The organism is Pseudomonas sichuanensis, from assembly GCF_024749065.1.
Classification (GTDB): domain Bacteria; phylum Pseudomonadota; class Gammaproteobacteria; order Pseudomonadales; family Pseudomonadaceae; genus Aquipseudomonas; species Aquipseudomonas sichuanensis.
The window spans coordinates 2,884,064-2,910,820 of record NZ_CP087185.1 but is presented as its reverse complement, the minus strand read 5'-3'; the positions used below and the strand labels follow the sequence as shown (position 1 = coordinate 2,910,820).

Below are 26,757 nucleotides of genomic sequence, written 5' to 3'. Positions count from 1 at the left end.
GTACAGCCTTGCCGCACTCGCTTTCATATTTATGCGACGTAGCCACAATGTGACCGCGGCGCACCTCAGTAGCGGCTATATGCCACATCTGAAGGCTTAGCGCTATCCAGGAGCAGGCCTGGTTGTTGCCTACACCTCAGCGCTATCGAGTGAATTTTTTCTGCAGGCTGCCTTGGCGCCTGGGCTTTTCGGGTTTGTATTTGCAACGAGGGAAGCCGGAGCAGGATTTGAAATCGCCGAACTGGCCGGTGCGCTGAAGCACGACACCATGTTGACAGGCCGGGCATCGTTCTTCCCGAATGGGTTCACCCTTGATGTCCGTAACCATCACCACACCGTCCTTCACCAGTTCGGTCAGGAACGGGGAGTTTCTGGCCGTCACGGTAAACATGGCGACTGACCTACGCGCTCGCGTCAACGCCACGTAGAAAAGTCGGCGTTCCTCGCCATACAGGTACGTGTCGCCTTCAGGCATGACCAGACCAAAGACCGGATCGTCACCTTTCAGGCTCGGGAACCCTCCAACCATCATCCCAGGAATCAGAACGTAGTCGGCCTGGTCACCTTTTGAGGTGTGGATGGTTTTGAATCTGATTTCGAGCTGGTTGCCATAGCGCTGCTCCCATCCTTCAGGGATGAACTGCGCATCTGACTTGTACCGTCCAAGCACGAAGACCGATATCAGCCGCCCACTGGCACCAGGAATCACACCGGTCGAGAGCTGCTTGTAAAGGCCATCCAGGTACTGTCGCAGGCCATCCCGAACCTGATCCCTGCTGGATAATTGAAATGCCTGAAAAGCTGGGCCTACAGGCTCCGTCACAGAAATCACCGTCTTCTGCAATTGAGCCGGATTTTTGACCACAAACTGACTGGACGCATCGCAGATGCCCTGAGGACATCTGTAAGTCTTCACTAATCGGAATACCTCACCGTGGCCGTACCAGTCGACGAACCCTGTCATGACACTGACATCAGCGCCGGCGAATCGGTTGATCGACTGCCAGTCATCACCTACAGCGAACAAGTGGCTGTGGGGCTCCTGAACCAAGGCCCGGCAGAGTCGCGCCCGCGCGCGTGATGCATCCTGGTACTCGTCGGCCATGACCAGGCGATACGGCGACTGGTACCCACGCTCAAGGCAGTCTGCAGCCATGTTGATCATGTCCTCAAAATCAATACCGCCATCTGCTTTCAAGGCGGCATCCCACCCTTCGATTACCGGGATCGCGAGCTCCAGGAACATCTTGTACCGGAACTTGAAGACGCTGAGCGGGAGAGCGTCATAGCGTTCTTGCAGGTTGTCCGCCGTCAGGCTGTTGCTCTTATAGTGCGAAATGAACGCTCGGAGCACCTTCACCAGGTCAATGTGATCCAGGGGCACCAAGCCGGAATCAGGGATCGGGCGGTCGGGGTTTGGATCTAGTACAACACCACGCGATGCCAGCTCTTGTGAGAGGTGCTCGAAGATCTCACCCGTTCGCAATTGATGGGAGGTCGATTCGATCAGCTGGGTGCCGTAGGTTGCATGTGTCTTCCGCTTCCAGTCGGCGCCTTCCGCATAATTCTCAAAATGTGCAGGCGCTTGGCCGTCTGCGTCGAAGGCGAAATGCTCGTGATAGAGATTTAGCTGTGGGTAGTAAAAGTCGGGCACGTACTGCCGGTGCTCGGCGGTTGCAGTATCGTGCTCGTAGGGACGCTCATAGACGTACTCCACGCCGTTGTAGAACAACCAGTTGGCAATCAATCGCTCCTCCTGGCTTGCGACATGCTCACCATTGAGCGTGATCAGTCGAGCCTCCCCTCCTCGGTCGAAAGCCTCCGCCACATCTCTTAATGGTGCGGTGGAGTGATCCCGCCCGAAGACCAGGCGGAAAAGATCCCACTTGGTGCGGAACTCATCTGAACTGTCCTTAAGCGTGTCGACGATCACCCCAAGCTTCTCCAGCGCAAGATCCGCCTTGATAGCCCACTTGGGAACACTAGGCTTCTTGCCCGTCGCGCCGCCGATGATTTTGAGGCCAAGGGAGTGGAACGTCAGTGCGTTGATCGTGACTCCGGCCATGCCAAGCCTTGCGAGTGACTGGGCGCCCCTTTCCTGCAGCTCCTGTGCGGCATCCTTGTTGAAAGCCAGCATGATGATCTCGGATGGGGCTACGAAACCGCGATGAACTGCGTAAATCGCCTTGGCAACCATCGTTGAGGTCTTGCCAGAGCCTGCGGAGGCAATAAGCTGAACCCGGTTGTCAAAGCAGACCACGGCTTTTGCTTGCTCATCATTGAGCTCCCGGGACTCGACGTGATCGAGCAGGTGCGAACATGCATCCAGCTCGCGGATCATGTGAACCTGGTTTCGAGCTTTCCATTGCTCAGGCCAATCCTGAGACCATTGCCGCAACCGCCCTTGCACTCGCGGCTTGTTATCCCCCATCGCCGCCTGGATGACAGGAGAATCGAACAAGGCTTTGAGCTTCGCAGCGTCGATCCCCAGGGCATCCCTTTTCGAAAGGAGCTCCTGCTGCATATCGTGCGTTAGCCATCGATGCTCGACATCTGCAGTTACTACGACCTGATCAACCTCTTTCAGCCAGGCCATGATCTGAATCGCCCCTGGTTTCCTAGACACTCTCCAAGCTCAGGAAATAGCGTTTCTCATACTCTACTGGAGACAGCTGCATAGCACTGCTGTGTCGACGCTTGGGGTTATAGAACATCTCGATGTAATCGAAAATATCACTTCGGGCTTCGTCACGCGTTGCGTAGATCTTTCGTCGGATTCGCTCCCGCTTCAAAAGCTGGAAAAAACTCTCGGCTACGGCATTGTCGTGGCAGTTTCCCCGTCGGCTCATGCTGCTGATCACATTGTTGGCCTTCAGGAAGCTTTGCCAATCTGAGCTACTGAACTGACTGCCTTGGTCTGAGTGAATCATCACTTGCTGCTGTGGCTTGCGTCGCCACACGGCCATCAGCATGGCGTCGATGGCTAGGTCGCTGCTCATCCTGGGCTTCATTGACCAACCAATGACTTGGCGAGAGAACAGATCCAGCACTACCGCCAGGTACAGCCACCCTTCATAGGTGCGGATGTAGGTGATATCGGTCACCCAGACCTTATTCGGCTCACTGACCTTGAACTGCCGGGCCAGATGGTTGGGCGATGCCACTGTTGGTTTTCCGCCATAAAACCCAGTACGACGGCGATAGCCCGTTTGCGAACGCAGCCCCTCTGCCTGCATCAAGCGACCGACTCGATTTCGCCCACAGATCTCTCCTAGCTCTCGCAGGTCATCGTGAATCTTGCGATAGCCATACACGCCGCCGCTTTCTAACCAGGCCTGCTTGATCAAGCCAAGCAGGCGTTGATCTTCTTTGGCTCGGGCAGATTGAGGCTCGGCCAACCAAGCGTAGTAGCCGCTGGGATGCACCTTGAGGGTTTGGCAAAGGCGACGCACTGGGTAATCCGTCGAGTGCTTGTTGATGAAGGCGTACTTCAGCCGCACTCCTTGGCAAAGTACGCGGCGGCCTTCTTTAAGATGTCTCGCTCTTCTGTCACCCGCTTGAGTTCAGCGCGTAGCTTGCGCAGTTCAGCCTGCTGATCATTGTCTTGCTGACGCTGCTCTTGGGGCTTGCTGTAGACCTTGATCCAAGCGTAAAGGCTGTGCACGGACATGCCCAGGCGCTGGGCGACCTCGGCGACAGGTTTGCCTTTTTCGGTCACTTGCTTGACCGCTTCGATCTTGAATTCTTCGGGGTAACGCTGACGACTCATGGCACCTCCTATTTGGGCCTCATTATGAGGCTTGGAGGTGTCTACGAAACCAGGGGCGATTCAACCAAGCAGATCTGAAACCAGTCACTGCACACTGCTCGGCGCCAAGGTTTTCACGGTGAAAATTCCACGGTGGAACTCCAGATCTCAGATCGCACTGCGATTTTCGCGGGCGCGAAAATTACGGTCGCTGTTGGCTCTTAGATCGGCGTACTGAACCGGCTTCGTACGGATACCGCGTGCCGACGAACAGATTCGAGGCAGTACTTATCCATTTTTCCAACTCGAAGCCAGGTGCCAGGCTCTGCAAAATGGCACGAAGCTGGCTGGCCAGCTCGGCAGGAATCGCGTTGTACAGATCAAACAGGCCGTGCCCATTACCAGGTGGCCTCAGGCGCAGTCGCAGATGCCCTTCAGGATCATATTCAGATCTGGGGTAACGAGGATCAGCCTCAACCAGGAGCGACTTGAGAAAAAGCTCACAAGCCAGCGCCGAATTCATGATGGCGGGCCAGTAAAGACTCGGGTCACGGTCACCCAGGTACTGGGCAGTGGTTCGTAATCCATCGGATAGCGCCTTTTAAGTGAGCCGCGCGTGGAGGTGTTGCTAGTAGCAACAGCGTCCGAATCGCATGGTAATGAAGAAATGAGCCTGGCACCCTGCCCTTATAATATGATTAAAAAGAATAACTATACTAAATATCCATTTAGTTGAGTTATATATATTTATTGCCAAGAAAGTTGCCTTGCTCCCTCAGTGTTAGATAGCGGCCAGACCTGAATTTTCATTATTTATTGCAGTGGGCAGATGGCGGCGAATAATCTCGAAGATGCGAAATCAGCGCTCGAAATTACTCTATATGGAGTTGTACAAGTCCAGACCGAAGACATCTGCCCCCTCTCCAACCCTCTCCCCGGGAAAATACTCCGCTGATAACTACTGTCTGGAGCATCTCTTCTAGCGCAGCCTTAATTCTTGACTTCAAGGCAAATAAATTTGGCTTCTACAGGGCTTAATTCGCAAATGTAAACGCCGCAAACTGCGAACCATTGCTTAGTCCACTGGACCGCATCATCCCCTTGCACTGTTCGCACTTGCCTTGACGGCCTTCGTCAACTGGAGAACCACGATGAAAACCTTTTCAAAATTCGCCCTGGCGGCCTTGCTACCACTTGCCATGCAGGCCGCCTCCGCAGCCGATTGGTACCCTTCTGCCTACGGCCCAAACGACGAGATCGGCGCTGCCAACTTGTTGACCCCGGACGTGGTCAAACAGGCGGTCGGTCTGGTCAAGACGGGCAAGACATACCCACTGGCCGTACCCGTGGACAAGAACCTTCCTGCATTCCGCCATCGCAGCTTCCGTCTGTACAACGTGCAGGTCGGGCAGCAAGCCGGCAAATCGCTGGGCCCGAACAAGTTCACCTTCAACGATGAACTGGTAAACGCCTGGACCGGCGTTGGCACCCAGCTCAACGGGATCGGCCACATCGGTATCGACAACCTGTACTACAACGGCAACAAAGCGGCCGACTTTGTGACTGTCGATGGCGTCACCAAGCTCGGGGTCGAGAAAGTGCCGCCGATCGTGACCCGTGGCGTGGTGCTGGACATGGCCGCTTATTACAACAAAGCCATCGTGCCCGGTGGCACCGAGTTCAGCGTGGCCGACATCCAGGCTGTGTTGAAGAAGCAAGGCCTTACCCTGCGCAAAGGCGATGTAGTGCTGTTCAACACCGGTTGGCTGGAACTGATCGGCAAGGACAACAAGCAGTTCCTGGAAGTGGAACCCGGCATCGGCATGGAAGCGGCGCAGTGGCTGGCAGACCAGGGCATCGTCGCTTTCGGCGGCGACACCTGGGCCTCAGAGGTTTATCCGAACCCGCATGGCCAGGACGAGTTCCCGGTCAACCAGTACATGCTCGCCAAGCGCGGCATCTACAACCTGGAACTGATCGACAGCCGTGCACTGGTGCACGACAAGGTTTGGGAGTTTCTGTTTGTGCTCGGCCAACCGCTTTATGTTGGCTCCACTCAAGTCAACATCAATCCGGTTGCGATTCACTGATCGCTCTACCACCAAGATCCCTGCCCGCTGCGGACTCTCTCGCTGCGGGCTTGCCTCTCTTGATCCGTGACTTCAAGTCAAAAGTGATTGGCGCAGTCATGACTTAATCCATCCGCACAAGGTGGAGATACTGCGCCCACTAAGCGATCCCACCACACGCCAGCCGGAGGCCATCCGATGAGCCTGCATGATCAGTCCCCATTACCCACCCATTCACAAACCTTCTTCACTGCCACCGCCCTCACCCGCCACCGGATGCAAGGCCCGCTGATAAAGCTCGCCGCACAGGAGTCCGCGCAATGAAACCCGGGCACGTCTTGACCGCCCTGGCGATCGGCGCCTTCGGCATCGGCACAACCGAGTTCACCCCCATGGGCCTGCTGCCGGTGATTGCCCAAGGCATGGACGTCAGCATCCCCAGCGCCGGCATGCTGGTGACGGCCTATGCCATTGGCGTGATGCTGGGCGCCCCGATCATGACCCTGCTGTTCAGCCGCTTCGGCAAGCGCGGTGCGCTGATCGCACTGATGGCCATCTTCACCCTCGGCAACCTGCTCTCGGCCCTGGCGCCGGGCTACGCCACCCTGCTCGCCTCGCGCCTGATCACCAGCCTCAACCACGGTGCCTTTTTCGGCCTGGGTGCGGTGGTGGCTGCCAGCGTGGTGCCACGTGAGAAACAGGCCAGCGCCATCGCCACCATGTTCATGGGCCTGACCATCGCCAACATCGGTGGCGTGCCCGCCGCCACCTGGATCGGCCAGCAGGTCGGCTGGCGCCTGGCCTTCGCCGGCACCGCGCTGCTCGGCATCCTCGCCATGGCCGCCTTGTGGTATGCCTTGCCCAAGGGCGAGCGTGGCAGCGTGCCCGATGTGCGCCGCGAACTCGCCGTGATCGCCCGGCCGAAGGTGCTGCTGGCAATGGCCACCACCGTGCTCGGCGCCGGTGCGATGTTTACCCTCTACACCTACGTAGCCCCCGTGCTGGCCGAACTGACCGGCGCCTCGGACAGCTTCATCACGCTCGGCCTTGTGCTGATCGGCGTAGGTTTCACGCTCGGCAACAGCCTTGGCGGTCGCCTGGCCGACTGGTCGCTGGACGGCTCGGCACGGATCTTCCTCGGCACTCTGGCCTTGATCATGCTGCTGATGCCGCTGGTACTGGGCAGCCACCTCGGCGCCGCCCTGGCCTTGCTGGTATGGGGCGTGTTCACCTTCGCCGTGGTGCCGCCACTGCAGATGCGCGTGATGACCGCCGCTGCCGAGGCGCCGGGCCTTGCTTCTTCGATCAACGTCGGCGCGTTCAACCTCGGCAACGCGGTGGGCGCGGCGCTGGGTGGTGGCGTCATCAGCCTGGACCTTGGCTATGCTGCAATACCGGTAGCCGGTGGCCTGCTGGCAGCGGGCGGGCTGATGCTGGTATGGCTTGGCGGGCGCGGCAAGGCCACTAACACCATCGGCGAGGCTGCGTAACATCACCTGGCGTGCACTGAGGCTGGCCAAATCGGGACCGCCCTCGTAAAACGTGGAGCAGTCCCCTGGAGGTTCCATGCAAGATCTACGTCAGTTGCGCTACTTCGTCGCCGTCGCCGAATGTGAAAACGTCGGCCGCGCGGCGGAGCAGCTTCATATTTCCCAATCCCCGCTGAGCCGGCAGATCGCCCAGCTCGAGGACCACCTCGGCCTGGCCCTGTTCGAGCGACGCAACCAAAGGCTGTTCCTCACCACTGACGGGCGTGCCTTCCTGGCCGAAGCCCGTGGCCTGCTCAAGCACGCAGAACGTCTGGAGTCGCTGGGTAAACGCCTGGGCCGCGGCGAGGAAGGCGGCCTGTGTATCGGCTACGTCAACCACGCCATCCATGCCGGCGTGCTGCCCGGCGCTGTGCGGGCCATCCGTGGCAGTCGCCCGCAGATCCACATCGCCCTCTACAACATGACACCGGGCGAGCAGTTCGAAGGCCTGCGTCAACGCAGCCTGGACATCGCCCTGGTCTGCGAGCCCGCGCCCGACAACGATCCCGATCTGCTTGCCCTGCCCGTGCTGGACGACCCCATGCTGCTGGCGATTCCCGCCGAGCACCCGCTGGCGACCCAGGCCGAACTCACCCCCGCCGACCTGCATGAACAGGAGTGGATCATCACCGGCGGCCAGCCCGACCAGGTCAACAAGCGCGATGACTTCATCGCCCGATGCGCCGACGCCGGCTTCACCCCACGCCTGTCGCTGGAGGCGACCGACCCGCTGAGCGTGCTCGGATTGGTGTCCGCAGGGCTGGGCCTGGCCATGGTGCAGAGCAGCCTGGCGGCCAGCGCGGGCCCTACCGTGGTGTTGCGCCAGCTTGACTGGTTCAGGCCCTACGTGCGGCTGTGGGCGGCCTGGCACCAGGTGGACCTGCGGCCGATCGTGGGAGTTTTCCGCGAGCAGGTGTTGGCACTGGCCGAACAGACCCAAAAGGTCTGAACCCAGTCGGATTATGTCTTTTACAGTCTTTTAGCGCCTCACTAGCATGGCCTCATCGATGCAACTCACCCACAGGAGCCATTCCATGAACATCGACCTCGGCGGACGCACCGCCATCATCAGCGGCTCGACCGGCGGTATTGGCCTGGCCATCGCTCGCGGCCTGGCCCGTGCCCATGCCGACGTCGTCATCGCCGGCCGTAGCCAGAAATCGGTGGAGGCCGCTCTCACCGAACTGCGCGCCCAAGGCGGGCGTGGTCAGGTCCACGGTGTCGTTGCTGACCTGGGCACCGCCGAAGGCGCCCAGACCCTGTTCGACGCCCATCCCAGTGCCGACATTCTGGTCAACAACCTGGGCATCTACGATGACGTCGACTTCTTCGAGGTAGCCGACAGCGAGTGGAGTCGCTTCTACGATACCAACGTGCTGTCCGGTGTGCGCCTGGCTCGACACTATGCACCGGCCATGGTCGAAAAAGGCTGGGGGCGGATCCTGTTCATCTCGTCCGAGTCCGGCATTGCCATCCCGGCCGACATGATCAATTACGGCGTGACAAAGGCCGCCAACCTCGCCGTCTCTCACGGCCTGGCCAAGCGTCTGGCAGGTACCGGCGTCACCGTCAACGCAGTACTGCCCGGGCCGACCCTGACCGACGGCGTCGCCAACCTGGTGGCCGACGCCGCCAAGGCCTCCGGCCGCAGCATCCGCGAAGAGGCTGACCATTTCGTGCGCAGCGCCCGTCCGAGCTCGATCATCCAGCGCGCCGCCGAGGTCGACGAAGTCGCCCACCTGGTGGTCTACCTTGCGTCCCCCTACTCCTCCGCCACTACCGGCGCCGCCCTGCGGGTCGACGGCGGTGTGGTCGACAGCCTCGCAATTTGAAGCCAGCTTGCTTGAACACAAGGGCCGCACAGCGGCCCTTTGTCATTGATGGCTACCCCTGCCCTCCTACTTTTACGAGGATTCCTTATGCGCAACACCTATCGAGCCTGGGGCTGGACCCCGGACGCCGGCCTGGACGGTTTGCAGCTCATCGACAAACTCCTGCCGCAACCCGGCCCAGGCCAAGTGCTGGTGGCCAACCGCGCCATCGCCCTCAACCCGGTGGACTGGAAAATCTGTGAATGGGGCCATGCCGACTGGCGCCAGGGCACCGTACCGGGCGTGGATGGCGTCGGCATCGTCGCCGCGGTCGGTGAAGGCGTCGACCTGCCACTGGGGACACGCCTCGCCTATCACCAGTCGCTGTCCCGCGATGGCAGCTTCGCCGAGTACTGCCTGCTCGACGCCGATCTGGTGATGCAGGTCCCGGGCAACCTCGAAGCCAGCGCCGCTGCCGCGGTGCCTTGCCCCGCGCTTACCGCCTGGCAAGCGCTGGCCAAGGTCGCCAACGGTGCATCCGGCGACGTACTGGTGGTCGGTGCGGGCGGCGCAGTGGGCTTCTACCTCGCCCAGCTCGCCGTCCAGCGCGGTCTGCGGGTGTGGGCCACTGCTGGCGAAAAACATCATGCCCGCCTCAAGCAAATTGGCGTGATCGAGGTATTCGACTATCGCGCCGGCGACTGGCAGGCACGCTTGCAGGCTGCCCTCGGCGAGCGCCCGCTGCACGCGCTGTTCGACACCGTCAGCGGTGTGCATGCCGCAAGCCTGGCCCACCTGTTGGGTTACAACGGCCACCTGGTGTGCATCCAGGACCGCCAGGAGACCGCGCCGCTGGCCGCCTTCAGCACAGCAATCTCACTGCATGAAGTAGCCCTCAACAGCATCCATGCCCATGGCCGGTTGCTCGATCGTCAGGCGTTGAAGGTCGCGGGGGAGCGTTTGCTGCAAATGGTCGCCGAGGGTCGGCTACTGGCGCCGGAGCGCCGGGACTTTGCCTTCGAAGCGCTGCCGCAGGCGTTGCGCCAGCTCAAGGACGGCAGCGCGTCCGGCAAGTGGGTGACGCGGCTGGATTGATCGCTTGCCGCGCACCCGGATGCTGTTGCTCAGAAGGTCCCTGGATAGGCCCCGCCATCGATCAGCAGGTTCTGCCCGGTGATATAGCCCCCATGGGCACTGCAGAGGAACGCACAATACGCCCCAAACTCTTCGGCATTGCCGAACCGCGCCGCCGGTATTGCCTGGCGGCGTGCCTGAATCGTCGCCTGCAGGTCACCGCTGGCCTGGCTCGCAGCCTGCAGGGTCTTGTGCAGGCGTGCCGTGTCGAATGCGCCTGGCAACAAGTTGTTCAAGGTCACATTGCGCCCGGCCAGGCGCTGCTGGCGGGCAAGCCCGGCGATGAAGCCGGTCAGGCCGCTACGTGCGCCATTGGACAGGCCCAGGATGTCGATCGGCGCCTTGACCGCGCCGGAGGTGATGTTCACCACCCGGCCAAAGCCACGCTCTGCCATGCCATCCACCACGGCCTTGATCAGTTCGATGGGCGTGAGCATATTGGCGTCCAGCGCCTTGAGCCAGTCATCCCGGCCCCAGTCACGGAAATCCCCCGGCGGCGGGCCGCCTGCATTGTTGACCAGGATATCGACCTGCGGGCAGGCACTGAGCAGCGCCTGGCGGACCGCAGGCTCGGCCACGTCACCGACGACCGTGCCCACCTCGATTGCCGGGAAGCGGCTACGCAACTCGGCAGCCGTCTGCTCCAGGGTAGTGGCGGTACGCGCATTGATCACCAGGTTGACGCCTTCGCCCGCCAGGGCCTCGGCGCAGCCCTTGCCCAGCCCTTGGCTGGCGGCGCAGACGATCGCCCAGCGGCCTTTGATACCTAGATCCATGATCGGCTCCTTAGTGAATGAATCGCGCATAGGTCACTGGCCCTGTCACAAGGACAGGGCCAGTGAAATTGCCCCGATGGTGCTACAACAGCTCGCGGCTGAACACCCCATCCACCAGGCGGTTGATACCCAATGGGTTGGCATTCTTCAATGCATCGGGCAGCAGTGCGTCGGGCAAGTTCTGGTAGCACACCGGCCGCAGGAAGCGGTCGATGGCCAGAGTACCCACCGAGGTGCCGCGGGCATCCGATGTGGCCGGGTACGGGCCGCCATGAACCATGGCATCACTGACCTCGACCCCAGTCGGGTAACCGTTGACCAGCACCCGTCCGACCTTCTCCTCCAGCCGTGCCAGCAGGTCGCCGGCTTCGAGCAGTTCGGCCGGTTCAGCAATCAAGGTAGCGGTCAGTTGCCCCCGCAGCCCGGCCAAGGCCCGGTGCAGTTCCTCACGGTCAGCTGCTTCCACCACTACAGTGGCCGGGCCGAACACCTCCTCCTGCAACAGCTCGTCACCTTCCAGCAACAACTGCACATCGGCCTTGAATAATTGCGCGCAGGCCTGAGGGCCGTCATGACTGGTGGCACTCAAGCGCTGAACCTGCGGGTGCGCTGCCAGGGCGCGCAAGCCTGCCGCGTAGCTGGCCAGGGTGCCGGGGTTGAGCATGGTCTGCGCCGGCTGGTCGTCCAATTGCAGGCGCAAGGCCTCGACGAACGCGCTGAATTCGGGGGAGCGCAGGCCAATCACAAGGCCAGGGTTGGTGCAGAACTGCCCTGCCCCTTGCACGACCGACGCGCTCAGCTCGCGGGCGATGGCCTCACCCCGCCGACGCAGCGCCTCGGGCAGCACCAGCACCGGGTTGATGCTGCTCATTTCGGCAAACACCGGGATCGGCTGGGGCCGCGCCGCCGCCAGGTCACACAAGGCCCGGCCGCCCTTGAGCGAGCCGGTAAAACCCACTGCCTGGATCGCCGGATGGCGCACCAGGCGCTCGCCCACGCCACTGCCGAAGATCATGTTGAACACACCCGCCGGCATCTGCGTACGACGGGCCGCGCGCTCGATGGCATCGGCCACCTGCTGGGCCGTGGCCATGTGGCCGCTGTGGGCCTTGACCACCACCGGGCAACCCGCGGCCAACGCGGCGGCGGTATCGCCGCCGGCGGTGGAGAACGCCAGCGGGAAATTACTGGCCCCGAACACCGCCACCGGGCCTACGCCCAGGCGGCACTGACGCAGGTCCGGGCGCGGCAGCGGCTGGCGCTGGGGCAAGGCGCGGTCGATACGCGCACCCAGGTAATCGCCCCTGCGCAGCACCTGGGCGAACAAGCGCAACTGCCCGCTGGTGCGCCCGCGCTCACCATTGATACGCGGTGCCGGCAAGGCGGTCTCGCACCCGACCAAGGCGATAAAGTCGCCCCCCAGGGCGTCCAGCTCGTCGGCGATGGCCTCCAGGAAGCACGCCCGGTGCTCCGGCGCCAGGGCGCGGTAAACCGGGTAAGCCGTGGCCGCCGCCTGTGCTGCGGCATCCACTTCCGTGTCAGTGGCCTGGTAGAAGAACCCGGGCAGGCGCTCGCCGCTGTGGGCATCGATGCTGCTCAGCAACACCGCGCCCAGGCCGCTGCGGCGCCCGCCGATGTAGTTGTATCCGTCGGACATGGAAAATTCGCTCGCAAGAAAAACAGGATCACTTGATCGGCGAGAACGCCGCCGGCATCAGCAGTTTGGACTCCATGCGGATCAGCATGGGGAAGGCCTTGGGGATGAAGCGCTCGAGCCAGTCGCGGTCCTCGTAGAGCGCGGCGCGGCGACGGATGCGGTCATCCAGGCTTTCATAGGCCCAGATGTGCACCACCTGGTTGAGCTCACCGATCTCGGTGTACCACCAGCCAACCAGCGTCGCGTAGCGCGAGATCACCGGCAAACCTTCTTTCTCGAAGTGTTCCAGGTACTCCTTCATCTTGCCGATGTGCAGGGTGTAGGTACGCATTTCATAGAACATGGATAGGGACTCCTGGGCAGGCGTTAGGTAATGGGGTTCAGAGGTTGCCGTGGTAGGCGTCGGTGATCAGTTGCTCGACATCGCGGGCCGTGGTCAGGCGCGGGTTGACCCGCACATTGCCGCTGCGCATGGAGTCGCTGACCATCTGCGCCAGGAACTCCAGGTCCACGCCCAGCTCACGGATGGTCGCGGGGATGCCGATGGCACGGTTCAGTGCCACCACGCGCTCCACCGTGCAGGCCGCAGCCTGCTCCAGGCTCAGGCCGGTGATGTCGGCGCCCATGGCGATGGCGATATCACGGAATCGTTCCGGGCAGGCCGGCAGGTTGAACTTGATCACATAGGGCAGCAGCGCCGCGTTGGCGATACCGTGGGGGATGTTGAACACGCCACCAAAGGTGTGGGAGATGGCGTGCACGTTGCCCAGTTTGGACTGGGAGAACGCCACGCCAGCCAGGAACGAACCCAGCAGCATCTGCTCCCGGGCGGCCATGTCGGTGCCGACGAAGTAGCACTTCTCCAGGCTGCCCGCGATCATGCGGATCGCCTGCAAGGCCATGGCCTGGCTGATCGGGTTGGCCTGGCGCGATACGTAGGACTCGATGGCATGGGTCAATGCGTCCATGCCGGTGGCGGCGGTGATCGAAGCCGGCAGGTTCAGCGTCAGTGCAGGGTCCAGGATGGCCAGGCGCGGGAACAGCCGCGGGCTGATGATCACGGTCTTGAACAACGTCTGCTTGTTGGTGAATACCGTCGAGGCGGTGCACTCGCTGCCGGTGCCAGCGGTGGTCGGGATGGCGAAGATCGGCAGCGGCGGGTTGACCAGTCGGTCGTAGCCTTCGTAGTCGAGGATGCTGCCCGGGTTGGTGGCCATCGCCGCCACGCCCTTGGCGGTATCGATGCTGCTGCCGCCACCCACGCCGATCACCGCCTTGCAATCATGCTCACGCAACAGGCGCACGGCAGCGTCGAGGACGTCGGTGCTGGGGTTGGCCTGCACCGCCGAGAACAGGTGGTAGTCGATGCCGGCCTGCTCCAGGGAGGCGAAGAAACCGCCCAGGATGCCAGCGTCGATCAGGCCCTGGTCGGTCACCACCAGCAAGGCGCCCTGCACATGGGGTTTAAGCAGCGCGCCGGCCTGGTTGGCCAAGCCTTCGCCGCACTGGGTGATGGTGGGGAAATGGAACTGGAAGTTGCTCATGAAAGATCCTCAGGCACGTGGAGCCGCGTTGTTCTTGTTGAACCCGCCGTGAGTGGCGGCGAGCCGTGCCTGGGCAATCTAGGGGCGATGCAAACGCGCCAGATAATGAAAAGAGCTGATCCAGGGATAACCAACGCTTATCGATAAGCAGGCGTTATCCCTGGATCAGCTCTTTTCATTACCCAGGGCTTGCCAGCGGCTCCAACAATCGGGGCGCACACGGCCTGCGCACAGGGTGCGCAGGACGTGCCTCCCGATAATCACAAGAATGAGCACTGCGATGAAGACGACCTCCTCCCCGGCTGCCCTGGCGCTGGACGCCAACGCTCCCATGACCACGGTGCGCTGGCGCATCTTCCTGATCCTGTTGCTGCTCACCGCGATCAACTACATCGACCGCGCCTCGCTGTCGGTGGCCCTGCCGTTGATCGCGCCGGAGTTCAACCTGACACCGGCCATGGAGGGGCTGATGCTCAGCGCGTTCTTCTGGTCGTATGCACTGATGCAGATCCCTGGCGGCCTGTTGCTGGACCGCTTCCACACCCGCGGCATCATCGGCGCCGCGACCATCGCCTGGGGCGCCTTCCAGGCCTTGGGCGCGGTCTCGCATCACTGGCTGGTGCTGCTGTTCACGCGTATCGGCCTGGGTGTGGCCGAATCGCCGATCATGCCCGCAGGCGCCAAGCTCAACGGCTCCTGGCTCACCCCGAACGAGCGCGGCCGCGGCGCGGTGCTGGTCGATGGCGGTGCTCCGCTGGGCAGCGCCCTGGGCGCGATTCTCATCTCCGGGCTGATCGCCTGGCTCGGCTCCTGGCGCCTGGCCTTCGTGGTCGCCGGGGTGGGCACCATCCTGGCCGGCATCCTGGCCTGGAAATACATCCGCAACCACCCCAGCGAGCACCCGGGCGTCAACGAAGCCGAACTGCGCCACATCACCGAAGGCAACGCCAGCGCCCATGCCGCGGCCAAGGCCGGCATTCCCCTGCGCGTGCTGCTCAAGGACCGCTCGATCTTTGCCATGTTCGCCGGCTACAGCTGCATCCTCGCGGTGTTCTACGGCCTGCTGACCTGGATGCCCAGCTACCTGCACAAGGCCCACGGCCTGGATATCTCGGCCATGGGCGGGGCGACCTTCCTGATCTTCATGTGCGGTTTCATCGGCGAGCTGGTCGGCGGCTGGATCGGTGACAAGTGGCGCGGCAGCGGCGCCTCGCCGAACCTGGTGATGCGCTCGATGTTCAGTGGCTCGGCACTGGTCGCGGCGGCGTGCATCCTCGCGGCGGCCTTCGTCGCCAGCACCGGCCCGGTGATCACCCTGCTGTGCGTGGCGATGTTCTTCATTCGTTGGTGCGGCATGTACTGGTGCCTGCCGGCGATCATCGGCGGCCCGTCGCGCACCGGCGTGCTGGGCGGGACCATGAACTTCTGCGGCAACATGGCGGGCGTGCTGGTGCCGATCATCATCGGCCTGATCGTGCAGTTCACCGGCGAGTACTTCTTCGCCTTGATCTTCTTCGTGGTCGCGGCGCTGCTGATTGCCCTGTTCTCGAGCCTGATCGACTACCGCGAGCGGCAGTTCTGACGGTGCCTGGGGCCGCTTTGCGGCCCCTCTGCACTCAGGGCGCGAGCAACTCTTCGACCAGCAGTTGCGCCGCATGGGACAGTGGCGAGCCCACCCGGTGTACCACCCCGAACGGCTCGCTCAACGCCCGCAAGCGCACCGCAAGCGACACCAGCAGGCCACGCTGCTCGGCAAAGGCCGCCACCGCGCTGGGAATCACCGCCACCAGGCTCGGGTCTTCCTCCAGCAACATGAAAGTTGCGAAGGTGGACGAAGTCTCCAGCGGATAGCGCGGCACTTCCACGCCAGCCTCGTTCAACTCGCGCTCCAGGGCCTGGCGCATGGGCATGTTGGCCGGGTAGACGATCCACCGGTAGTGGCTCAGGTCGCCGATTTCCAGGGCCTGCGCACTGGCCAACGGGTGCTGCGGGTGGGCCACCACCGCCAGCGGCTCCTGCGCCAACTCCATGAACACGTAGTCGGACGTATTACGCCCAACACCGGGACGGCAGATCGCCAGGTCCAGGCGCCCTTCGTCCAGTTGTTCGAGCAGGTTGGCGCTGGTGTTCTCGGCAATTTCCACCGACAACTGCGCCTGCTTGCGCCGCAACCGCCCCAGCGCCCCCACCAGCATCGGCATGGCCCCCATGATGCTGCCCACCGCCAGGTGCCCGCCCTGCCCCTGCACGATACCCAGCATCTCGTCGCGCAAATGCCCCAGATCGCTGTGGATCAACCGCGCATAGCGCACCATGCAGCGCCCGGCGTCGTTGGCCATCAGGCCGCTGGGCTGGCGCACGAACAACGGCACGCCGAGGATCTCCTCGACCTCACGCAAGGCCTTGGTCGCGCCAGGTTGGGAGATGGCCATGGCCTCGGCGGCCTTGTGCAGCGAGCCGCAGCGATCCAGCTCGATAAGCAGGCGCAACTGACGCAAACGCAGTCGGGCGAAAATACTGTCCAGGGAGGGAATCATAGGGTCCTCAGTACTCTGCGCCAGCCAATACGATCTGACGAAACTCGCCTACTATCGGTCGCAGGTCAACTCGGTGCCAGGCTGCCCAGAGGCCGATGCTTTGCTGTAACCACGGCAACTCGCGCAGCACCACCTCAGGGGTGCTGCCACCGCCGATGCTCTGCTGTATCAGCGCCAAGCCTAAGCCTGCGGACACCAGCCCCAGCGCACTCAGCGGTTCGGCGGCCTCCAGCCGGATCTGCGGGGTAAAGCCTGCTTCCACGCAACGGGCCATGAAGCGCTCGCGACGGTTGGGGGTCGCGTGCCCGTCGACCATGATCCAGTCCTGCTCATGAAGATCGGCTGGGTCGATCTGCGCCTTGTCTGCCAGTGGATGCCCAATAGGTAGCGCGAGATAGAGCGGGTCCTGGAATACCGGTATTGCCAGCAGGTCCAGATCCCCCGCCGGTATCGGCTCGCACACCAGTGCGATATCGAGGCTACGCTGGCGCAACCCCTCGAATTGCTCTTGGGCCGTCAGGTTGTACAGGGCGATATGGATGCCCGGCCGTTCCTCACGCACCTGGCGCAACGCCTTGGGCAATACCCCGGCATGGATGGCGTGGCTGACGTAGCCGATGCACAGCCCGCCCGTCTCGCCCCGGCCCAATCGGCGGCCGAGTGACTCCAGGCGTTCGGCGTGTTTGAGCAGGGCCTTGGCCTCGTACAGGAAGGTGCGACCGTCGGAGGTGATGCGCAGCCGTTGCTGGCTGCGTTCGAACAGCTGCAGCCCCAGGCGCTCCTCAAGCTGGGCAATCTGCCGACTGAGCGGCGACTGGGAGATGTGCAGTTGCTCCGCCGCCTTGCCCACGTGCTCCAACTCAGCCACGGCGACGAAATAACGGAGTTGCCTGAAGTCCAGCATATGAGTCTTCGAAAATGAGTAAGGTCGTGGAAACACGGCTCGGGGCGGGCTGCTCAGGCTTGGGGCCGCCTTGCGGCCCCAACAACCATCAACCTTTCAGTGCTTGCTTCAGTGCAGCCAGGCCATCCTGGTAGATAGTGGCGAACATCGCGCTCGCTTCGGCATCGCTGATACCGACCGGCACGAACGAGCCGGACCATTCCACGCGGGCCCCCTGGCCTGCCGAGACCACGCGCAGGGTCGACTGGTAGTCGCGAACCGGTGCCGGGCCTTGAAGGATGGTGTAGCTGTAGCTGCGCCCGGCTTCGTTGAAGTCCAGCAGACGCTCGATGATGGTGTCGCCGTCGATGCTCTTGAGCGTGCGCACGCGACCGCCTTCGCTCAGGGCGCTTTGCGGAATGAACGGCAGCCAGTCGGGCAGTGCGTCGAAGCCGCCAATCAGTTGCCAGACACGGTCGGCATTGATGTCAAGGTCGATGGACGATTGTGCAGTAGCCATGATGTTTCTCCTGGGGTTCAACCCCGATGATGCGTTAAGGACAGGGCCGCGACGCGGCCCCGCAAAGTCAGTTCAAACGGTTGGAACAGGCGCCAGGGCGTTGATCAGGCCTTGTTGACGCAGGTCATTCCAGAACGCGCTGGGGATTACAGCGCTCAAGGCTGTATGGTCTTCGTTGGCGTGCAGCGGACGGGTCGAACCCGGGATTGCCGCGACCACGGCCGGGTGGGCCAGGGCGAATTGCAGGGCGGCGGCCTTGACGTCGACACCGTGGGCACGGGCGACCGCACGAATGCGTTCGAGCTTCTCCAGCACCGCCTGGGTGGCCTTCTGGTATTCGAAGTGCTCGCCACCGGCAGTGACGCCAGAGCTGTATGGCCCGCCGACGACGATGCCAACGCCCTGCTCCACGGCTTGCGGCATGACACGTTGCAGGGCGCGATCGTGATCCAGCAGCGAGTAACGACCGGCGAGCAGGAAGCCGTCTGGACGCGGCTCGTCCAGGTCGAGGGTCAGCTCGATCGGCTCGACCCGGTTCACACCCAGGCCCCACGCCTTGATCACGCCTTCTTCACGCAGGCGGGTGAGGACTCGGAAAGCCCCTTTGCGTGCGGTTTCGAAACGCTCCAGCCACTCGTCACCATAGAAGTCCTGGGCGATGTCGTGGATCCAGACGATGTCCAGGCGGTCGGTCTTCAGGCGACGCAGGCTGTCCTCGATGGAGCGCAAGGTGGCGTCGGCGCTGTAGTCGTTGACGATGCGGTTGCGGTTGCCGTGTTCGAACAAGCCGCTCTTCTCGCCCAGCTCAAGGCTGGTAGGGTCTTCCAGTTCGTCGAGGATGATCCGGCCGACCTTGGTGCTGAGCACGTATTCGTCACGCGGACGACCGACCAGGGCGTTGCCCAGACGCGATTCGGAGAGGCCGGCACCGTAGAACGGCGCGGTGTCGAAGTAGCGCACACCGTTGTTCCAGGCGGCGTCGACAGTGGCTTGCACCTCGGCCTCTGGCACATTGCGGAACATGTTGCCCAGGGGTGCGGTGCCGAAGCCCAGTGGATTGGCGATAAGGGATTTGAGGTTCATCTGGATTTTCCTGATTAGGGGAGTTGGTTATGAACTCCGATGGCGGCAATCCTATTGCGCCCCTACCAAGATCGTCCAAGTCATAATTCGACAGACTTGAGACCTTTTGAGCAATGTGCTGTGTATGGCCTTGCGGGTGTCCAACGCGCCCGCTTTTCGGTTTAATAGCCCGCTGACCCCCTCTACTCTCGAGGTTTTTGCATGAAGCATGGTGTTTTACTGGTCGGTTTGCTGTTGCTCGCAGGCTGTGATGTCTCCATCAATACAAACGCTCCCGCGACGAATACGTCGGCGGTAGTGCTCTCCCAGCCTGGCTCTGCGCAACAGCAGAAACAGATAGCGGATACGGCGAACGAGTTCCTGCTGTTGCTGGACGCGGGAAGAGCCGACATGACCTGGACGTCGGCAGGCTCAGTCCTCAAGGCAGCTACGACCGAGCCAAACTGGGTCAAAGGCATCAGCGGATTACGCATGGGGCTTGGCGAGCTGCAGCAGCGTAATCAATACCAGGTGGCGTTCACCAAACAACTGCCGGATGCGCCGCCTGGTCATTACGCGGCCGTCCAGACCCAATCAACCTTTGCAAACATGACCGTCACCGAGGCCGTGCTGCTCAGCGAAGAAGCTGATCAATGGCGCGTTGTCGGCTACAACATCAGCAAAGCCGTCGAGGTTTCCGCAGGGATTCGGCTGTTCTAGTCAGCTCAACCCACCGAACCTTTTGTAATAGCTGCTGTTGGCATCCGGCAGCGGCCCGTCCGCGGTCTCCAGCGCAGTGGCAAGGTATTCCTCTGCCCTGCCCTGCACCAGCCGATACAGGTTGCGGCACAGTTGCCGAGCCGCTCGGCCTTCCCAGTCGCCCGGCAGCAACTCATCCGGCAGTTGCGGATCGCGCAGCAGCAGGCGGCGGTACTCGTGGATGAGCAAGGTGCGGGCCAGGAAGCAGTCTGCGGCATCGGGCGCCTCCAGCTCTTTCATCGCCTGCCACAAGGGGCGGAACAAGCGAATGAACTCGCTGTAATGCTGCCCGAGTTCATCGATGTTCCAGCTCTCGCGCACCTGGGCGCGCAGGGCCTTGGAGGCCAGCACTTCCTGGGCATGGGTCTCGAACACGATGCTGTCATCCTCGGCGTCCAGCTCACGCAGTGTCGCCGCAAGGTCGGCACGGTCGCTGCGTGGGCAGCCCAGCAGGTTCGGGCCCATGGCGCCGAAACCTTGCCACTCCAGCTCTTCACGCACGGCTTTGCGCTTGGCGGCATCGAGCTGCGACAGCAGCACCAGCGTCCACGCGCCGTTCCAGGCCGGCAAGTTGGCGCTGTAGACACGCTTGAAGGCTTTCTCGAATCGCCGACGGCCGGTGCCGGTCAGGCTGTAGTAGCTGCGCCGACCCACCTTCTCGGCGGTCAGCCAGCCTTCCTTGGTCAGGCGAAAGATCGAGGTACGGATCAGCCGCTCATTGATGCCCATCGGCTCCAGCAGGTTGATCAGGCTACCCAGCCAGACCGTGCCGCCATGGGGTTCGATGGCATCGCCATAAAGCGTAATGATCAGCGAGCTGGCGCGAATCGGCGTCTGCTCCTGGAAGCGGGTGATCAGGTGATTCAGGGGGGCAAGGCTGCTCATGAGGGGACGCGGCGCGGCTAAAGCCTCGACTATACCTGCCTGCCGTGGCCGTGCAAGGTTCATGCGCCGCCCTCGGCCTTGGGCCGGAAACCTGAATCACCCATGCGCGGGCGCTGCGCCTCTGCTTCGCTCAATGGCGGGCACTCCACCATCGAGGCCATGCAGCGTCGGGTCAGGGCGTGGTACTGGGCAGTGCCGCGTTGCTTCCAGGCCAGCTCCTGGTCGCTGAGCGAGCGCTTGACCTCAGCCGGCGCCCCCACCACCAGGCTCTGCTCCGGGCACTGGAAGCCGGCCTTGACGAAGGCCGTGGCGGCGACGATGCAGCGCGGCGCGATATGCGCCCCATCCATCACCACCGCATTCATCCCCACCAAGGCATCCTCGCCCACCCGGCAACCGTGCAACACCGCGCCGTGGCCGACGTGGCCATTGCGCTCCACCACCGTGTCGCCCCCGGGGAAGCCATGCATCACGCAGGTGTCCTGCAGATTGGCGCCATGCTCCAGGACGATACGCCCGAAATCGCCGCGCAATGAGGCCAGCGGGCCGACATAGCAATCGGGGCCGATGATCACGTCACCGATAAGGACTGCGCTGGGATGGACATAAGCACTGGGATGAACCACAGGGGTCAGGCCGTCGAGGCGGTAGCTGGGCATAGGTTGTTTCTCAATGTGATTCGGATGGCAAGCTGATCTTGTATCACTTCAATTGGTTCAGTCAATTCATCCAGGCGTGTATCGCTTTGATGGCTGCGATTCATTGCCGGCAAAGCAGCTTCCAAAAGGCCTAATCACCAGCTTTCAGGCTCTATTCTCTGTGAGGGCCGGCTTGTCGGCGATGCACCGAGCGAGCGAGGCCAAGAACATAATTAGATACATACATTCAATTTATATGTTGCATTACGGTATCGCTTTGAATCTATACTTGCCCCAGCACCGCCAACAACTCCAAGAAAAAGCCAGCTCAAGCTGGCGCCGAACGTGCAGCCTGAGGTACCACCATGCCAAGCAACCTCCTTGTGCAGCCCCCAGCGGACGGCGTCCGTCTGATCACGCTGCACCGCCCACAAGCCCTCAACGCCTTGAACACCGAGCTGCTGGCCGAGCTAGCCGCCGAACTCGACGCCGCAGAACGCGACGAACACACCCGCGCCGTGATCGTCACCGGCAGCCGCAAGGCCTTCGCCGCCGGCGCCGATGTCAACGAAATGGCCGAGCGTGACCTGGTCGGTATCCTCAACGACCCCCGCGTATCCCACTGGCAACGCATCGCCGCCTTCTCCAAACCACTGATCGCCGCCGTCAACGGCTACGCCCTGGGTGGCGGCTGCGAACTGGTGATGTGCGCCGATATCGTCATTGCCGGCAGCGATGCACGCTTCGGCCAACCCGAAATCAACCTCGGCATCATCCCCGGCGCCGGCGGTACCCAGCGCCTGCTGCGCGCAGTGGGCAAGCCGCTGGCCATGCAGATGGTGCTCAGCGGCGAGGCCATCGACGCCCGCCACGCCTTGCAGGCCGGCCTGGTCAGCGAAGTCACCGAGCCTGAACTGACGGTCGAGCGCGCCCTGCAGGTGGCCCGCGCCATCGCCGCCAAGGCGCCGCTGGCCGTGCGCCTGGCCAAGGAGGCGCTGCTCAAGGCCCAGGACACCGACCTGGCCACCGGCCTGCGCTTCGAGCGCCACGCTTTCACCCTGCTGGCCGGCACTGCCGACCGCAATGAAGGCATCCGCGCCTTCCAGGAAAAACGCCCGGCCCGCTTCCTCGGCCAGTGACCCCTCCCCTCCACCGACGGAGCGCTTCCAGCATGCCTTTCCAGCACATCCTGTTTTCCATCGACGACGACGGCGTCGCCCTGCTCAGCCTCAACCGGCCCGAGCAACTGAACAGCTTCAACAGCGCCATGCACCTGGAAGTGCGCGAAGCCCTCAAGCAAGTGCGCCAGAGCGAACACGCCCGGGTACTGCTGCTGACCGGAGAAGGCCGCGGCTTCTGCGCAGGCCAGGACCTGTCCGATCGCAATGTCGCCCCCGGCGCCGAGATGCCCGACCTGGGCGAATCCATCGAAAAGTTCTACAACCCCCTGGTGCGCAGCCTGCGCGACCTGCCGCTGCCGGTGATCTGTGCCGTCAATGGCGTGGCCGCCGGCGCCGGCGCCAACCTGCCGCTGGCCTGCGACCTGGTGCTGGCAGCGCGTTCGGCCAGCTTCATCCAGGCGTTCTGCAAGATCGGCCTGGTTCCCGACTCCGGCGGCACCTGGCTGCTGCCGCGCCTGGTCGGCATGGCCCGGGCCAAGGCGTTGGCATTGCTCGGCGAGCGCCTGAGCGCCGAACAGGCCGAACAGTGGGGGCTGATCTATCGGGTGGTCGACGATGCCGCCCTGCGTGACGAGGCCCTGACCCTGGCCCGCCAGCTGGCGACCCAGCCCACCTACGGCCTGGCCCTGATCAAGCGCGCACTGAACCAGAGCTACGACAACCGTTTTGACCAGCAGCTGGAGCTGGAGCGCGACCTGCAGCGCCTGGCCGGGCGCAGCGAGGACTACCGCGAAGGCGTCAGCGCCTTCATGAACAAGCGCGCCCCCGCGTTCAAGGGGCGTTGATCATGGCTGCACTCGACCGCAACACGCTGGTGGCAGTCATTGGTGCCGGTGCCATGGGCGCCGGGATTGCCCAGGTAGCCGCCCAGGCCGGCCACCCGGTTCGCCTCTACGACAACCGCCCAGGCGCAGCCGCGAAAGCCGTTGAGGGCATCGACCGGCAGCTCGGCCGCCTGGTGGAAAAAGGCAAGCTGCCAGCCGCCGAGCGCGCAGCCATCAGCGCCCGCCTGCAGCCTGTGGAAACCCTCGATGCGCTCGCACCCGCGCACCTGGTCATCGAAGCCATCGTCGAGCACCTGTCGATCAAACAAGGCCTGCTGCACCAGCTCGAAGCCGTGTGTGGCGAGGACTGCATCCTCGCCAGCAACACCTCGTCGCTGTCGATCACCAGCCTGGCCGCCGGCCTGAAGCGCCCACAGCAAGTGATCGGCATGCACTTCTTCAACCCGGCGCCGTTGATGGCCCTGGTGGAAATTGTCTCAGGCCTGGCCAGCGATCCCGCCGTTGCCGCCACCTTGTATGAAACGGCCAAAGCCTGGGGCAAGGAGCCGGTGCACGCGCAATCTACGCCGGGCTTCATCGTCAACCGCGTGGCACGCCCTTTCTATGCCGAAAGCCTGCGCCTGCTGCAGGAGGGCGCCGCCGACTGCACCACCCTCGACGCCCTGCTGCGCGAGGCCGGCGGTTTTCGCATGGGCGCTTTCGAGCTCACCGACCTGATCGGGCATGACGTCAACTACGCCGTGACCTGCTCAGTGTTCGAGGCCTTCTATGGCGACTTGCGCTTCCAGCCGTCGCTGGTGCAGAAGGCGCTGGTGGATGCCGGGCGCCTGGGGCGCAAGTCCGGGCAGGGCTTCTATAGCTATGCCGAGGGCGCCCAAAGGCCGCAACCGCTCACCCTGGCCAGCCAGGCGAATGTGGATTGCTGCGTGGCAGAGGGCGACCTTGGCGTGCTGCGCACCCTGGTGGAGCGCTTGCGCGGCGCAGGTATCAGCGTGACCGAACGCGCAGGCGCAGGCTTGCTGCGGGTCGGCGACGCCACCCTGGCGCTTTCCGACGGTCGCCTGGCCAGTCAGCGTGCCCGCGAGGACGGCCTGAGCAACCTGGTCCTGCTCGATCTGGCCCAGGACTATGCCAGCGCTACACGCCTTGCCATCAGTCACGCCGCCAACTGCACCGCCGAGGCTCGCGACCAGGCGATCGCCTTGCTGCGCAGCGCCGGGCTCGAGGTCAGCGCCGTTGCCGACCTGCCCGGCCTGGTGGTGCTGCGCACCGTCGCCATGCTCGCCAACGAAGCGGCCGACGCCGTGCTGCAAGGGGTTGGCACGCCGCAAGACATCGACCTGGCCATGCGCGCCGGGGTCAATTACCCCCGTGGCCCGCTGGCCTGGGCCGACAGCCTCGGTGTCGGCTACACCATGCGCGTGCTCGACAACCTGCAACGCAGCTACGGCGAGGAACGCTACCGCCCTTCTCTGCTGCTACGCCGCACCCACGCCCAAGGAGGCCGCCTGCATGCCTGATCTGTCCCCCCAAGCCCTGGCGCGTGCCTGCGCCGAGGCCATGTTCGCCCGCGACGCGGCCAGCCAAGGCCTGGGCATCGAGCTGCTCGACGCCGGCCCCGGCAGTGCGCGCCTGGCCATGACCGTGCGCGCCGACATGATCCAGGGCCACGGCACCTGCCATGGCGGCTTTCTGTTTGCCCTTGCCGACTCGGCCTTTGCCTTCGCCTGCAACAGCCATGACGAAGCCACCGTGGCCTTGGGTTGCAGCATCGACTACATCGCGCCGGCCAAACGTGGCGACCAGCTCGTCGCCAGCGTGACCGAACTGAGCCGCAAAGGCCGCACCGGCAACTACGACGTGCGCATCGAAAACCAGCATGGCGAGCTGATCGCCCTGTTCCACGGCAAATCCTACAAGGTGCGCGGCAGCGTGCTGGCACCGGAGAACACCCATGACTGACACCCGCCAGCCCTACGCATTGATCATCGATGCGGTGCGCACCCCCATTGGCCGCTACGGCGGCGCCCTGTCCAGCGTGCGCCCCGATGACCTAGCCGCGGTACCGCTCAAGGCACTGATGGCGCGCCACCCCGAACTGGACTGGAGCCAGGTCGACGATGTGATCCTCGGCTGCGCCAACCAGGCCGGCGAGGACAACCGCAACGTCGCGCGCATGGCCAGCCTGCTGGCCGGGTTGCCGATCAGCGTGCCCGGCACCACCCTCAACCGCCTGTGCGGCTCGGGCCTGGACGCCATCGGCAATGCCGCCCGCGCCCTGCGTTGCGGCGAAGCCGGGCTGATGCTGGCCGGCGGGGTCGAGTCGATGTCGCGGGCGCCGTTCGTGATGGGCAAATCCGAGCAGGCCTTCGGCCGCAGCGCCGAGCTGTACGACACCACCATCGGCTGGCGATTCGTCAACAAACTGATGCAAGCGCAATACGGCATCGACTCGATGCCCGAGACCGCCGAGAACGTTGCCGAGCAGTTCGGCATCAGCCGTGCAGACCAGGACGCCTTTGCCCTGCGCAGCCAGCACAAGGCCGCCGCCGCCCAGGCCAGCGGTCGCCTGGCCGAGGAGATCGTGCCGGTCGAGATCCCCCAGCGCAAAGGCCCGGCCAAATCCATCGAACACGACGAACACCCCCGTGGCGACACCACCCTCGAGCAACTGGCGCGCCTGGGTACGCCGTTCCGCGAGGGCGGCAGCGTCACCGCCGGCAATGCCTCCGGGGTCAACGACGGCGCCTGCGCGCTGCTGCTGGCCAGCCCCGAGGCCGCCCGCCGGCACAACCTCAAGGCCCGCGGCCGGGTACTGGGGCTGGCGGTGGCCGGGGTCGAACCGCGCATCATGGGCATCGGGCCAGTGCCGGCGACCCGCAAGGTGCTGGAGCTGACCGGGCTGGCGCTGGCCGACATGGACGTCATCGAACTCAACGAAGCCTTCGCCGCCCAGGGCCTGGCCGTGTTGCGCGAACTGGGCCTGGCCGACGACGACCCTCGGGTCAACCCCAATGGCGGCGCCATCGCCCTGGGCCACCCGCTGGGCATGAGCGGTGCGCGGCTGGTCACCACCGCTCTGCACCAGCTTGAACACAGCGGTGGCCGCTACGCCCTGTGCACCATGTGCATCGGCGTGGGCCAAGGCATCGCCCTGGTAATCGAGCGCCTCTGATCAGCCGCCCAGAGACGCAATGCAACGCGGGCAGTATGCTGCCCCCATGACACTCAGGGCCCCG

The 26,757-nt window shown here is 63.4% G+C and carries 26 protein-coding genes; 13 read left to right on the top strand and 13 right to left on the bottom strand.

Annotation, left to right across the window (positions count from 1 at the left end; genetic code table 11):
* Window positions 1–142: 142 nt before the first annotated feature.
* The 3 genes from LOY51_RS13230 to LOY51_RS13220 form a co-directional block, all read right to left on the bottom strand.
* Complete coding sequence (locus LOY51_RS13230) at window positions 143–2,596, bottom strand: UvrD-helicase domain-containing protein (protein WP_258646523.1); 2,454 nt, start codon at window positions 2,594–2,596, stop codon at window positions 143–145.
* Between the two features lie 22 nt (window positions 2,597–2,618).
* A protein-coding gene (locus LOY51_RS13225) for an IS3 family transposase (protein WP_258646522.1) occupies window positions 2,619–3,769 on the bottom strand; the annotation gives its coding sequence in 2 pieces (ribosomal slippage) (window positions 2,619–3,535 and window positions 3,535–3,769; 1,152 coding nt in all).
* A 181-nt stretch (window positions 3,770–3,950) separates the two neighbouring features.
* Complete coding sequence (locus tag LOY51_RS13220; RefSeq protein WP_258646520.1) at window positions 3,951–4,271, bottom strand: hypothetical protein; 321 nt, start codon at window positions 4,269–4,271, stop codon at window positions 3,951–3,953.
* 628 nt (window positions 4,272–4,899) lie between these two features.
* On the opposite strand from LOY51_RS13220, the gene LOY51_RS13215 reads away from it, so the two are divergent.
* The 6 genes from LOY51_RS13215 (at window position 4,900) to LOY51_RS13190 (ending at window position 10,252) form a co-directional block, all read left to right on the top strand.
* On the top strand, window positions 4,900–5,838 hold the full coding sequence (locus LOY51_RS13215; protein ID WP_258646636.1) for a cyclase family protein: 939 nt from the start codon (window positions 4,900–4,902) through the stop codon (window positions 5,836–5,838).
* A gap of 177 nt (window positions 5,839–6,015) precedes the next feature.
* Window positions 6,016–6,141, top strand: coding sequence for a hypothetical protein (locus LOY51_RS13210; RefSeq protein ID WP_258646519.1), 126 nt, complete (start codon window positions 6,016–6,018; stop codon window positions 6,139–6,141).
* Window positions 6,138–7,307: an MFS transporter gene (locus LOY51_RS13205; protein WP_258646518.1), complete on the top strand. Its 1,170-nt coding sequence runs from the start codon at window positions 6,138–6,140 to the stop codon at window positions 7,305–7,307. The genes LOY51_RS13210 and LOY51_RS13205 overlap by 4 nt, the downstream gene beginning before the upstream one ends.
* A 76-nt stretch (window positions 7,308–7,383) precedes the next feature.
* The gene (locus tag LOY51_RS13200; protein ID WP_258646517.1) at window positions 7,384–8,295 is read left to right on the top strand and encodes a LysR family transcriptional regulator; all 912 of its coding nucleotides are present in this window, start codon (window positions 7,384–7,386) and stop codon (window positions 8,293–8,295) included.
* 85 nt (window positions 8,296–8,380) lie between these two features.
* Complete coding sequence (locus LOY51_RS13195) at window positions 8,381–9,178, top strand: SDR family NAD(P)-dependent oxidoreductase (RefSeq protein ID WP_258646516.1); 798 nt, start codon at window positions 8,381–8,383, stop codon at window positions 9,176–9,178.
* 87 nt (window positions 9,179–9,265) lie between these two features.
* Window positions 9,266–10,252, top strand: coding sequence for a zinc-binding dehydrogenase (locus tag LOY51_RS13190; protein ID WP_258646515.1), 987 nt, complete (start codon window positions 9,266–9,268; stop codon window positions 10,250–10,252).
* Window positions 10,253–10,281: 29 nt separating this feature from the next.
* Here the strand turns inward: LOY51_RS13190 and LOY51_RS13185 are convergent, their stop codons facing one another.
* From LOY51_RS13185 to LOY51_RS13170, 4 genes are all read right to left on the bottom strand, one after another.
* Complete coding sequence (locus LOY51_RS13185; protein ID WP_258646514.1) at window positions 10,282–11,067, bottom strand: SDR family oxidoreductase; 786 nt, start codon at window positions 11,065–11,067, stop codon at window positions 10,282–10,284.
* An 82-nt stretch (window positions 11,068–11,149) separates the two neighbouring features.
* Window positions 11,150–12,724: an aldehyde dehydrogenase (NADP(+)) gene (locus tag LOY51_RS13180; protein ID WP_258646513.1), complete on the bottom strand. Its 1,575-nt coding sequence runs from the start codon at window positions 12,722–12,724 to the stop codon at window positions 11,150–11,152.
* A 28-nt stretch (window positions 12,725–12,752) separates the two neighbouring features.
* A complete protein-coding gene (locus LOY51_RS13175; RefSeq protein ID WP_125858593.1) occupies window positions 12,753–13,067 on the bottom strand; it encodes an NIPSNAP family protein in 315 nt (104 codons plus the stop codon).
* 37 nt (window positions 13,068–13,104) lie between these two features.
* Complete coding sequence (locus tag LOY51_RS13170; RefSeq protein ID WP_258646510.1) at window positions 13,105–14,268, bottom strand: iron-containing alcohol dehydrogenase; 1,164 nt, start codon at window positions 14,266–14,268, stop codon at window positions 13,105–13,107.
* A gap of 280 nt (window positions 14,269–14,548) precedes the next feature.
* On the opposite strand from LOY51_RS13170, the gene LOY51_RS13165 reads away from it, so the two are divergent.
* Complete coding sequence (locus LOY51_RS13165) at window positions 14,549–15,850, top strand: MFS transporter (RefSeq protein WP_258646508.1); 1,302 nt, start codon at window positions 14,549–14,551, stop codon at window positions 15,848–15,850.
* A gap of 34 nt (window positions 15,851–15,884) precedes the next feature.
* On the opposite strand, the gene LOY51_RS13160 is transcribed toward LOY51_RS13165, so the two are convergent.
* From LOY51_RS13160 to LOY51_RS13145, 4 genes are all read right to left on the bottom strand, one after another.
* Complete coding sequence (locus tag LOY51_RS13160) at window positions 15,885–16,805, bottom strand: LysR family transcriptional regulator (protein ID WP_125858590.1); 921 nt, start codon at window positions 16,803–16,805, stop codon at window positions 15,885–15,887.
* Window positions 16,806–16,812: 7 nt separating this feature from the next.
* Complete coding sequence (locus LOY51_RS13155) at window positions 16,813–17,709, bottom strand: LysR family transcriptional regulator (RefSeq protein WP_258646506.1); 897 nt, start codon at window positions 17,707–17,709, stop codon at window positions 16,813–16,815.
* An 88-nt stretch (window positions 17,710–17,797) separates the two neighbouring features.
* Window positions 17,798–18,208, bottom strand: a complete 411-nt coding sequence (locus tag LOY51_RS13150; protein ID WP_258646504.1) for an SRPBCC family protein — start codon at window positions 18,206–18,208, stop codon at window positions 17,798–17,800.
* Window positions 18,209–18,280: 72 nt separating this feature from the next.
* Window positions 18,281–19,291 (bottom strand): aldo/keto reductase, encoded by a 1,011-nt coding sequence (locus LOY51_RS13145; RefSeq protein ID WP_258646502.1) that lies wholly within the window; start codon window positions 19,289–19,291, stop codon window positions 18,281–18,283.
* 201 nt (window positions 19,292–19,492) lie between these two features.
* Between LOY51_RS13145 and LOY51_RS13140 the strand changes: the two genes are divergently transcribed.
* Window positions 19,493–19,990 carry a DUF4019 domain-containing protein gene (locus tag LOY51_RS13140; RefSeq protein ID WP_125858586.1) on the top strand — a complete coding sequence of 166 codons (498 nt, stop codon included), beginning with the start codon at window positions 19,493–19,495 and terminating at the stop codon, window positions 19,988–19,990.
* Here the strand turns inward: LOY51_RS13140 and paaX are convergent, their stop codons facing one another.
* Window positions 19,991–20,914, bottom strand: a complete 924-nt coding sequence (gene paaX / locus LOY51_RS13135) for a phenylacetic acid degradation operon negative regulatory protein PaaX (RefSeq protein ID WP_125464045.1) — start codon at window positions 20,912–20,914, stop codon at window positions 19,991–19,993.
* A gap of 59 nt (window positions 20,915–20,973) precedes the next feature.
* Complete coding sequence (paaY, locus tag LOY51_RS13130; RefSeq protein ID WP_125858585.1) at window positions 20,974–21,573, bottom strand: phenylacetic acid degradation protein PaaY; 600 nt, start codon at window positions 21,571–21,573, stop codon at window positions 20,974–20,976.
* Between the two features lie 344 nt (window positions 21,574–21,917).
* Here paaY and paaF point away from each other — a divergent pair, with 344 nt between their 5' ends.
* From paaF to pcaF, 5 genes are read left to right on the top strand one after another with little or no spacing between them, the layout of a single operon-like run.
* On the top strand, window positions 21,918–22,691 hold the full coding sequence (gene paaF, locus LOY51_RS13125; protein ID WP_258646500.1) for a 2,3-dehydroadipyl-CoA hydratase PaaF: 774 nt from the start codon (window positions 21,918–21,920) through the stop codon (window positions 22,689–22,691).
* Window positions 22,692–22,723: 32 nt separating this feature from the next.
* On the top strand, window positions 22,724–23,518 hold the full coding sequence (gene paaG, locus LOY51_RS13120) for a 2-(1,2-epoxy-1,2-dihydrophenyl)acetyl-CoA isomerase PaaG (protein WP_110993838.1): 795 nt from the start codon (window positions 22,724–22,726) through the stop codon (window positions 23,516–23,518).
* Window positions 23,519–23,520: 2 nt separating this feature from the next.
* Window positions 23,521–25,038, top strand: a complete 1,518-nt coding sequence (gene paaH, locus LOY51_RS13115) for a 3-hydroxyacyl-CoA dehydrogenase PaaH (RefSeq protein WP_258646498.1) — start codon at window positions 23,521–23,523, stop codon at window positions 25,036–25,038.
* Window positions 25,031–25,480 (top strand): hydroxyphenylacetyl-CoA thioesterase PaaI, encoded by a 450-nt coding sequence (gene paaI / locus LOY51_RS13110; protein ID WP_374046937.1) that lies wholly within the window; start codon window positions 25,031–25,033, stop codon window positions 25,478–25,480. The genes paaH and paaI overlap by 8 nt, the downstream gene beginning before the upstream one ends.
* Window positions 25,473–26,693 (top strand): 3-oxoadipyl-CoA thiolase, encoded by a 1,221-nt coding sequence (gene pcaF, locus LOY51_RS13105; RefSeq protein ID WP_258646497.1) that lies wholly within the window; start codon window positions 25,473–25,475, stop codon window positions 26,691–26,693. Before paaI ends, pcaF begins: the two co-directional genes overlap by 8 nt.
* The last annotated feature ends 64 nt before the right edge of the window (window positions 26,694–26,757 follow it).

What these genes read in the sequence shown, in the direction of transcription:
- LOY51_RS13205 (WP_258646518.1), top strand. Translation starts at nt 6,138, where the DNA reads ATGAAACCCGGGCACGTCTTGACCGCCCTGGCGATCGGCGCCTTCGGC.
- paaY (WP_125858585.1), bottom strand. Translation starts at nt 21,573, where the DNA reads ATGCCCAGCTACCGCCTCGACGGCCTGACCCCTGTGGTTCATCCCAGT.
- LOY51_RS13195 (WP_258646516.1), top strand. Translation starts at nt 8,381, where the DNA reads ATGAACATCGACCTCGGCGGACGCACCGCCATCATCAGCGGCTCGACC.
- LOY51_RS13160 (WP_125858590.1), bottom strand. Translation starts at nt 16,805, where the DNA reads ATGATTCCCTCCCTGGACAGTATTTTCGCCCGACTGCGTTTGCGTCAG.
- LOY51_RS13165 (WP_258646508.1), top strand. Translation starts at nt 14,549, where the DNA reads ATGAAGACGACCTCCTCCCCGGCTGCCCTGGCGCTGGACGCCAACGCT.
- LOY51_RS13180 (WP_258646513.1), bottom strand. Translation starts at nt 12,724, where the DNA reads ATGTCCGACGGATACAACTACATCGGCGGGCGCCGCAGCGGCCTGGGC.
- LOY51_RS13230 (WP_258646523.1), bottom strand. Translation starts at nt 2,596, where the DNA reads ATGGCCTGGCTGAAAGAGGTTGATCAGGTCGTAGTAACTGCAGATGTC.
- LOY51_RS13155 (WP_258646506.1), bottom strand. Translation starts at nt 17,709, where the DNA reads ATGCTGGACTTCAGGCAACTCCGTTATTTCGTCGCCGTGGCTGAGTTG.
- paaX (WP_125464045.1), bottom strand. Translation starts at nt 20,914, where the DNA reads ATGAGCAGCCTTGCCCCCCTGAATCACCTGATCACCCGCTTCCAGGAG.
- LOY51_RS13220 (WP_258646520.1), bottom strand. Translation starts at nt 4,271, where the DNA reads ATGAATTCGGCGCTGGCTTGTGAGCTTTTTCTCAAGTCGCTCCTGGTT.
- LOY51_RS13150 (WP_258646504.1), bottom strand. Translation starts at nt 18,208, where the DNA reads ATGGCTACTGCACAATCGTCCATCGACCTTGACATCAATGCCGACCGT.
- LOY51_RS13215 (WP_258646636.1), top strand. Translation starts at nt 4,900, where the DNA reads ATGAAAACCTTTTCAAAATTCGCCCTGGCGGCCTTGCTACCACTTGCC.
- paaG (WP_110993838.1), top strand. Translation starts at nt 22,724, where the DNA reads ATGCCTTTCCAGCACATCCTGTTTTCCATCGACGACGACGGCGTCGCC.
- pcaF (WP_258646497.1), top strand. Translation starts at nt 25,473, where the DNA reads ATGACTGACACCCGCCAGCCCTACGCATTGATCATCGATGCGGTGCGC.
- LOY51_RS13145 (WP_258646502.1), bottom strand. Translation starts at nt 19,291, where the DNA reads ATGAACCTCAAATCCCTTATCGCCAATCCACTGGGCTTCGGCACCGCA.
- LOY51_RS13170 (WP_258646510.1), bottom strand. Translation starts at nt 14,268, where the DNA reads ATGAGCAACTTCCAGTTCCATTTCCCCACCATCACCCAGTGCGGCGAA.
- paaH (WP_258646498.1), top strand. Translation starts at nt 23,521, where the DNA reads ATGGCTGCACTCGACCGCAACACGCTGGTGGCAGTCATTGGTGCCGGT.
- paaF (WP_258646500.1), top strand. Translation starts at nt 21,918, where the DNA reads ATGCCAAGCAACCTCCTTGTGCAGCCCCCAGCGGACGGCGTCCGTCTG.
- LOY51_RS13175 (WP_125858593.1), bottom strand. Translation starts at nt 13,067, where the DNA reads ATGTTCTATGAAATGCGTACCTACACCCTGCACATCGGCAAGATGAAG.
- LOY51_RS13185 (WP_258646514.1), bottom strand. Translation starts at nt 11,067, where the DNA reads ATGGATCTAGGTATCAAAGGCCGCTGGGCGATCGTCTGCGCCGCCAGC.
- paaI (WP_374046937.1), top strand. Translation starts at nt 25,031, where the DNA reads ATGCCTGATCTGTCCCCCCAAGCCCTGGCGCGTGCCTGCGCCGAGGCC.
- LOY51_RS13140 (WP_125858586.1), top strand. Translation starts at nt 19,493, where the DNA reads ATGAAGCATGGTGTTTTACTGGTCGGTTTGCTGTTGCTCGCAGGCTGT.
- LOY51_RS13190 (WP_258646515.1), top strand. Translation starts at nt 9,266, where the DNA reads ATGCGCAACACCTATCGAGCCTGGGGCTGGACCCCGGACGCCGGCCTG.
- LOY51_RS13210 (WP_258646519.1), top strand. Translation starts at nt 6,016, where the DNA reads ATGAGCCTGCATGATCAGTCCCCATTACCCACCCATTCACAAACCTTC.
- LOY51_RS13200 (WP_258646517.1), top strand. Translation starts at nt 7,384, where the DNA reads ATGCAAGATCTACGTCAGTTGCGCTACTTCGTCGCCGTCGCCGAATGT.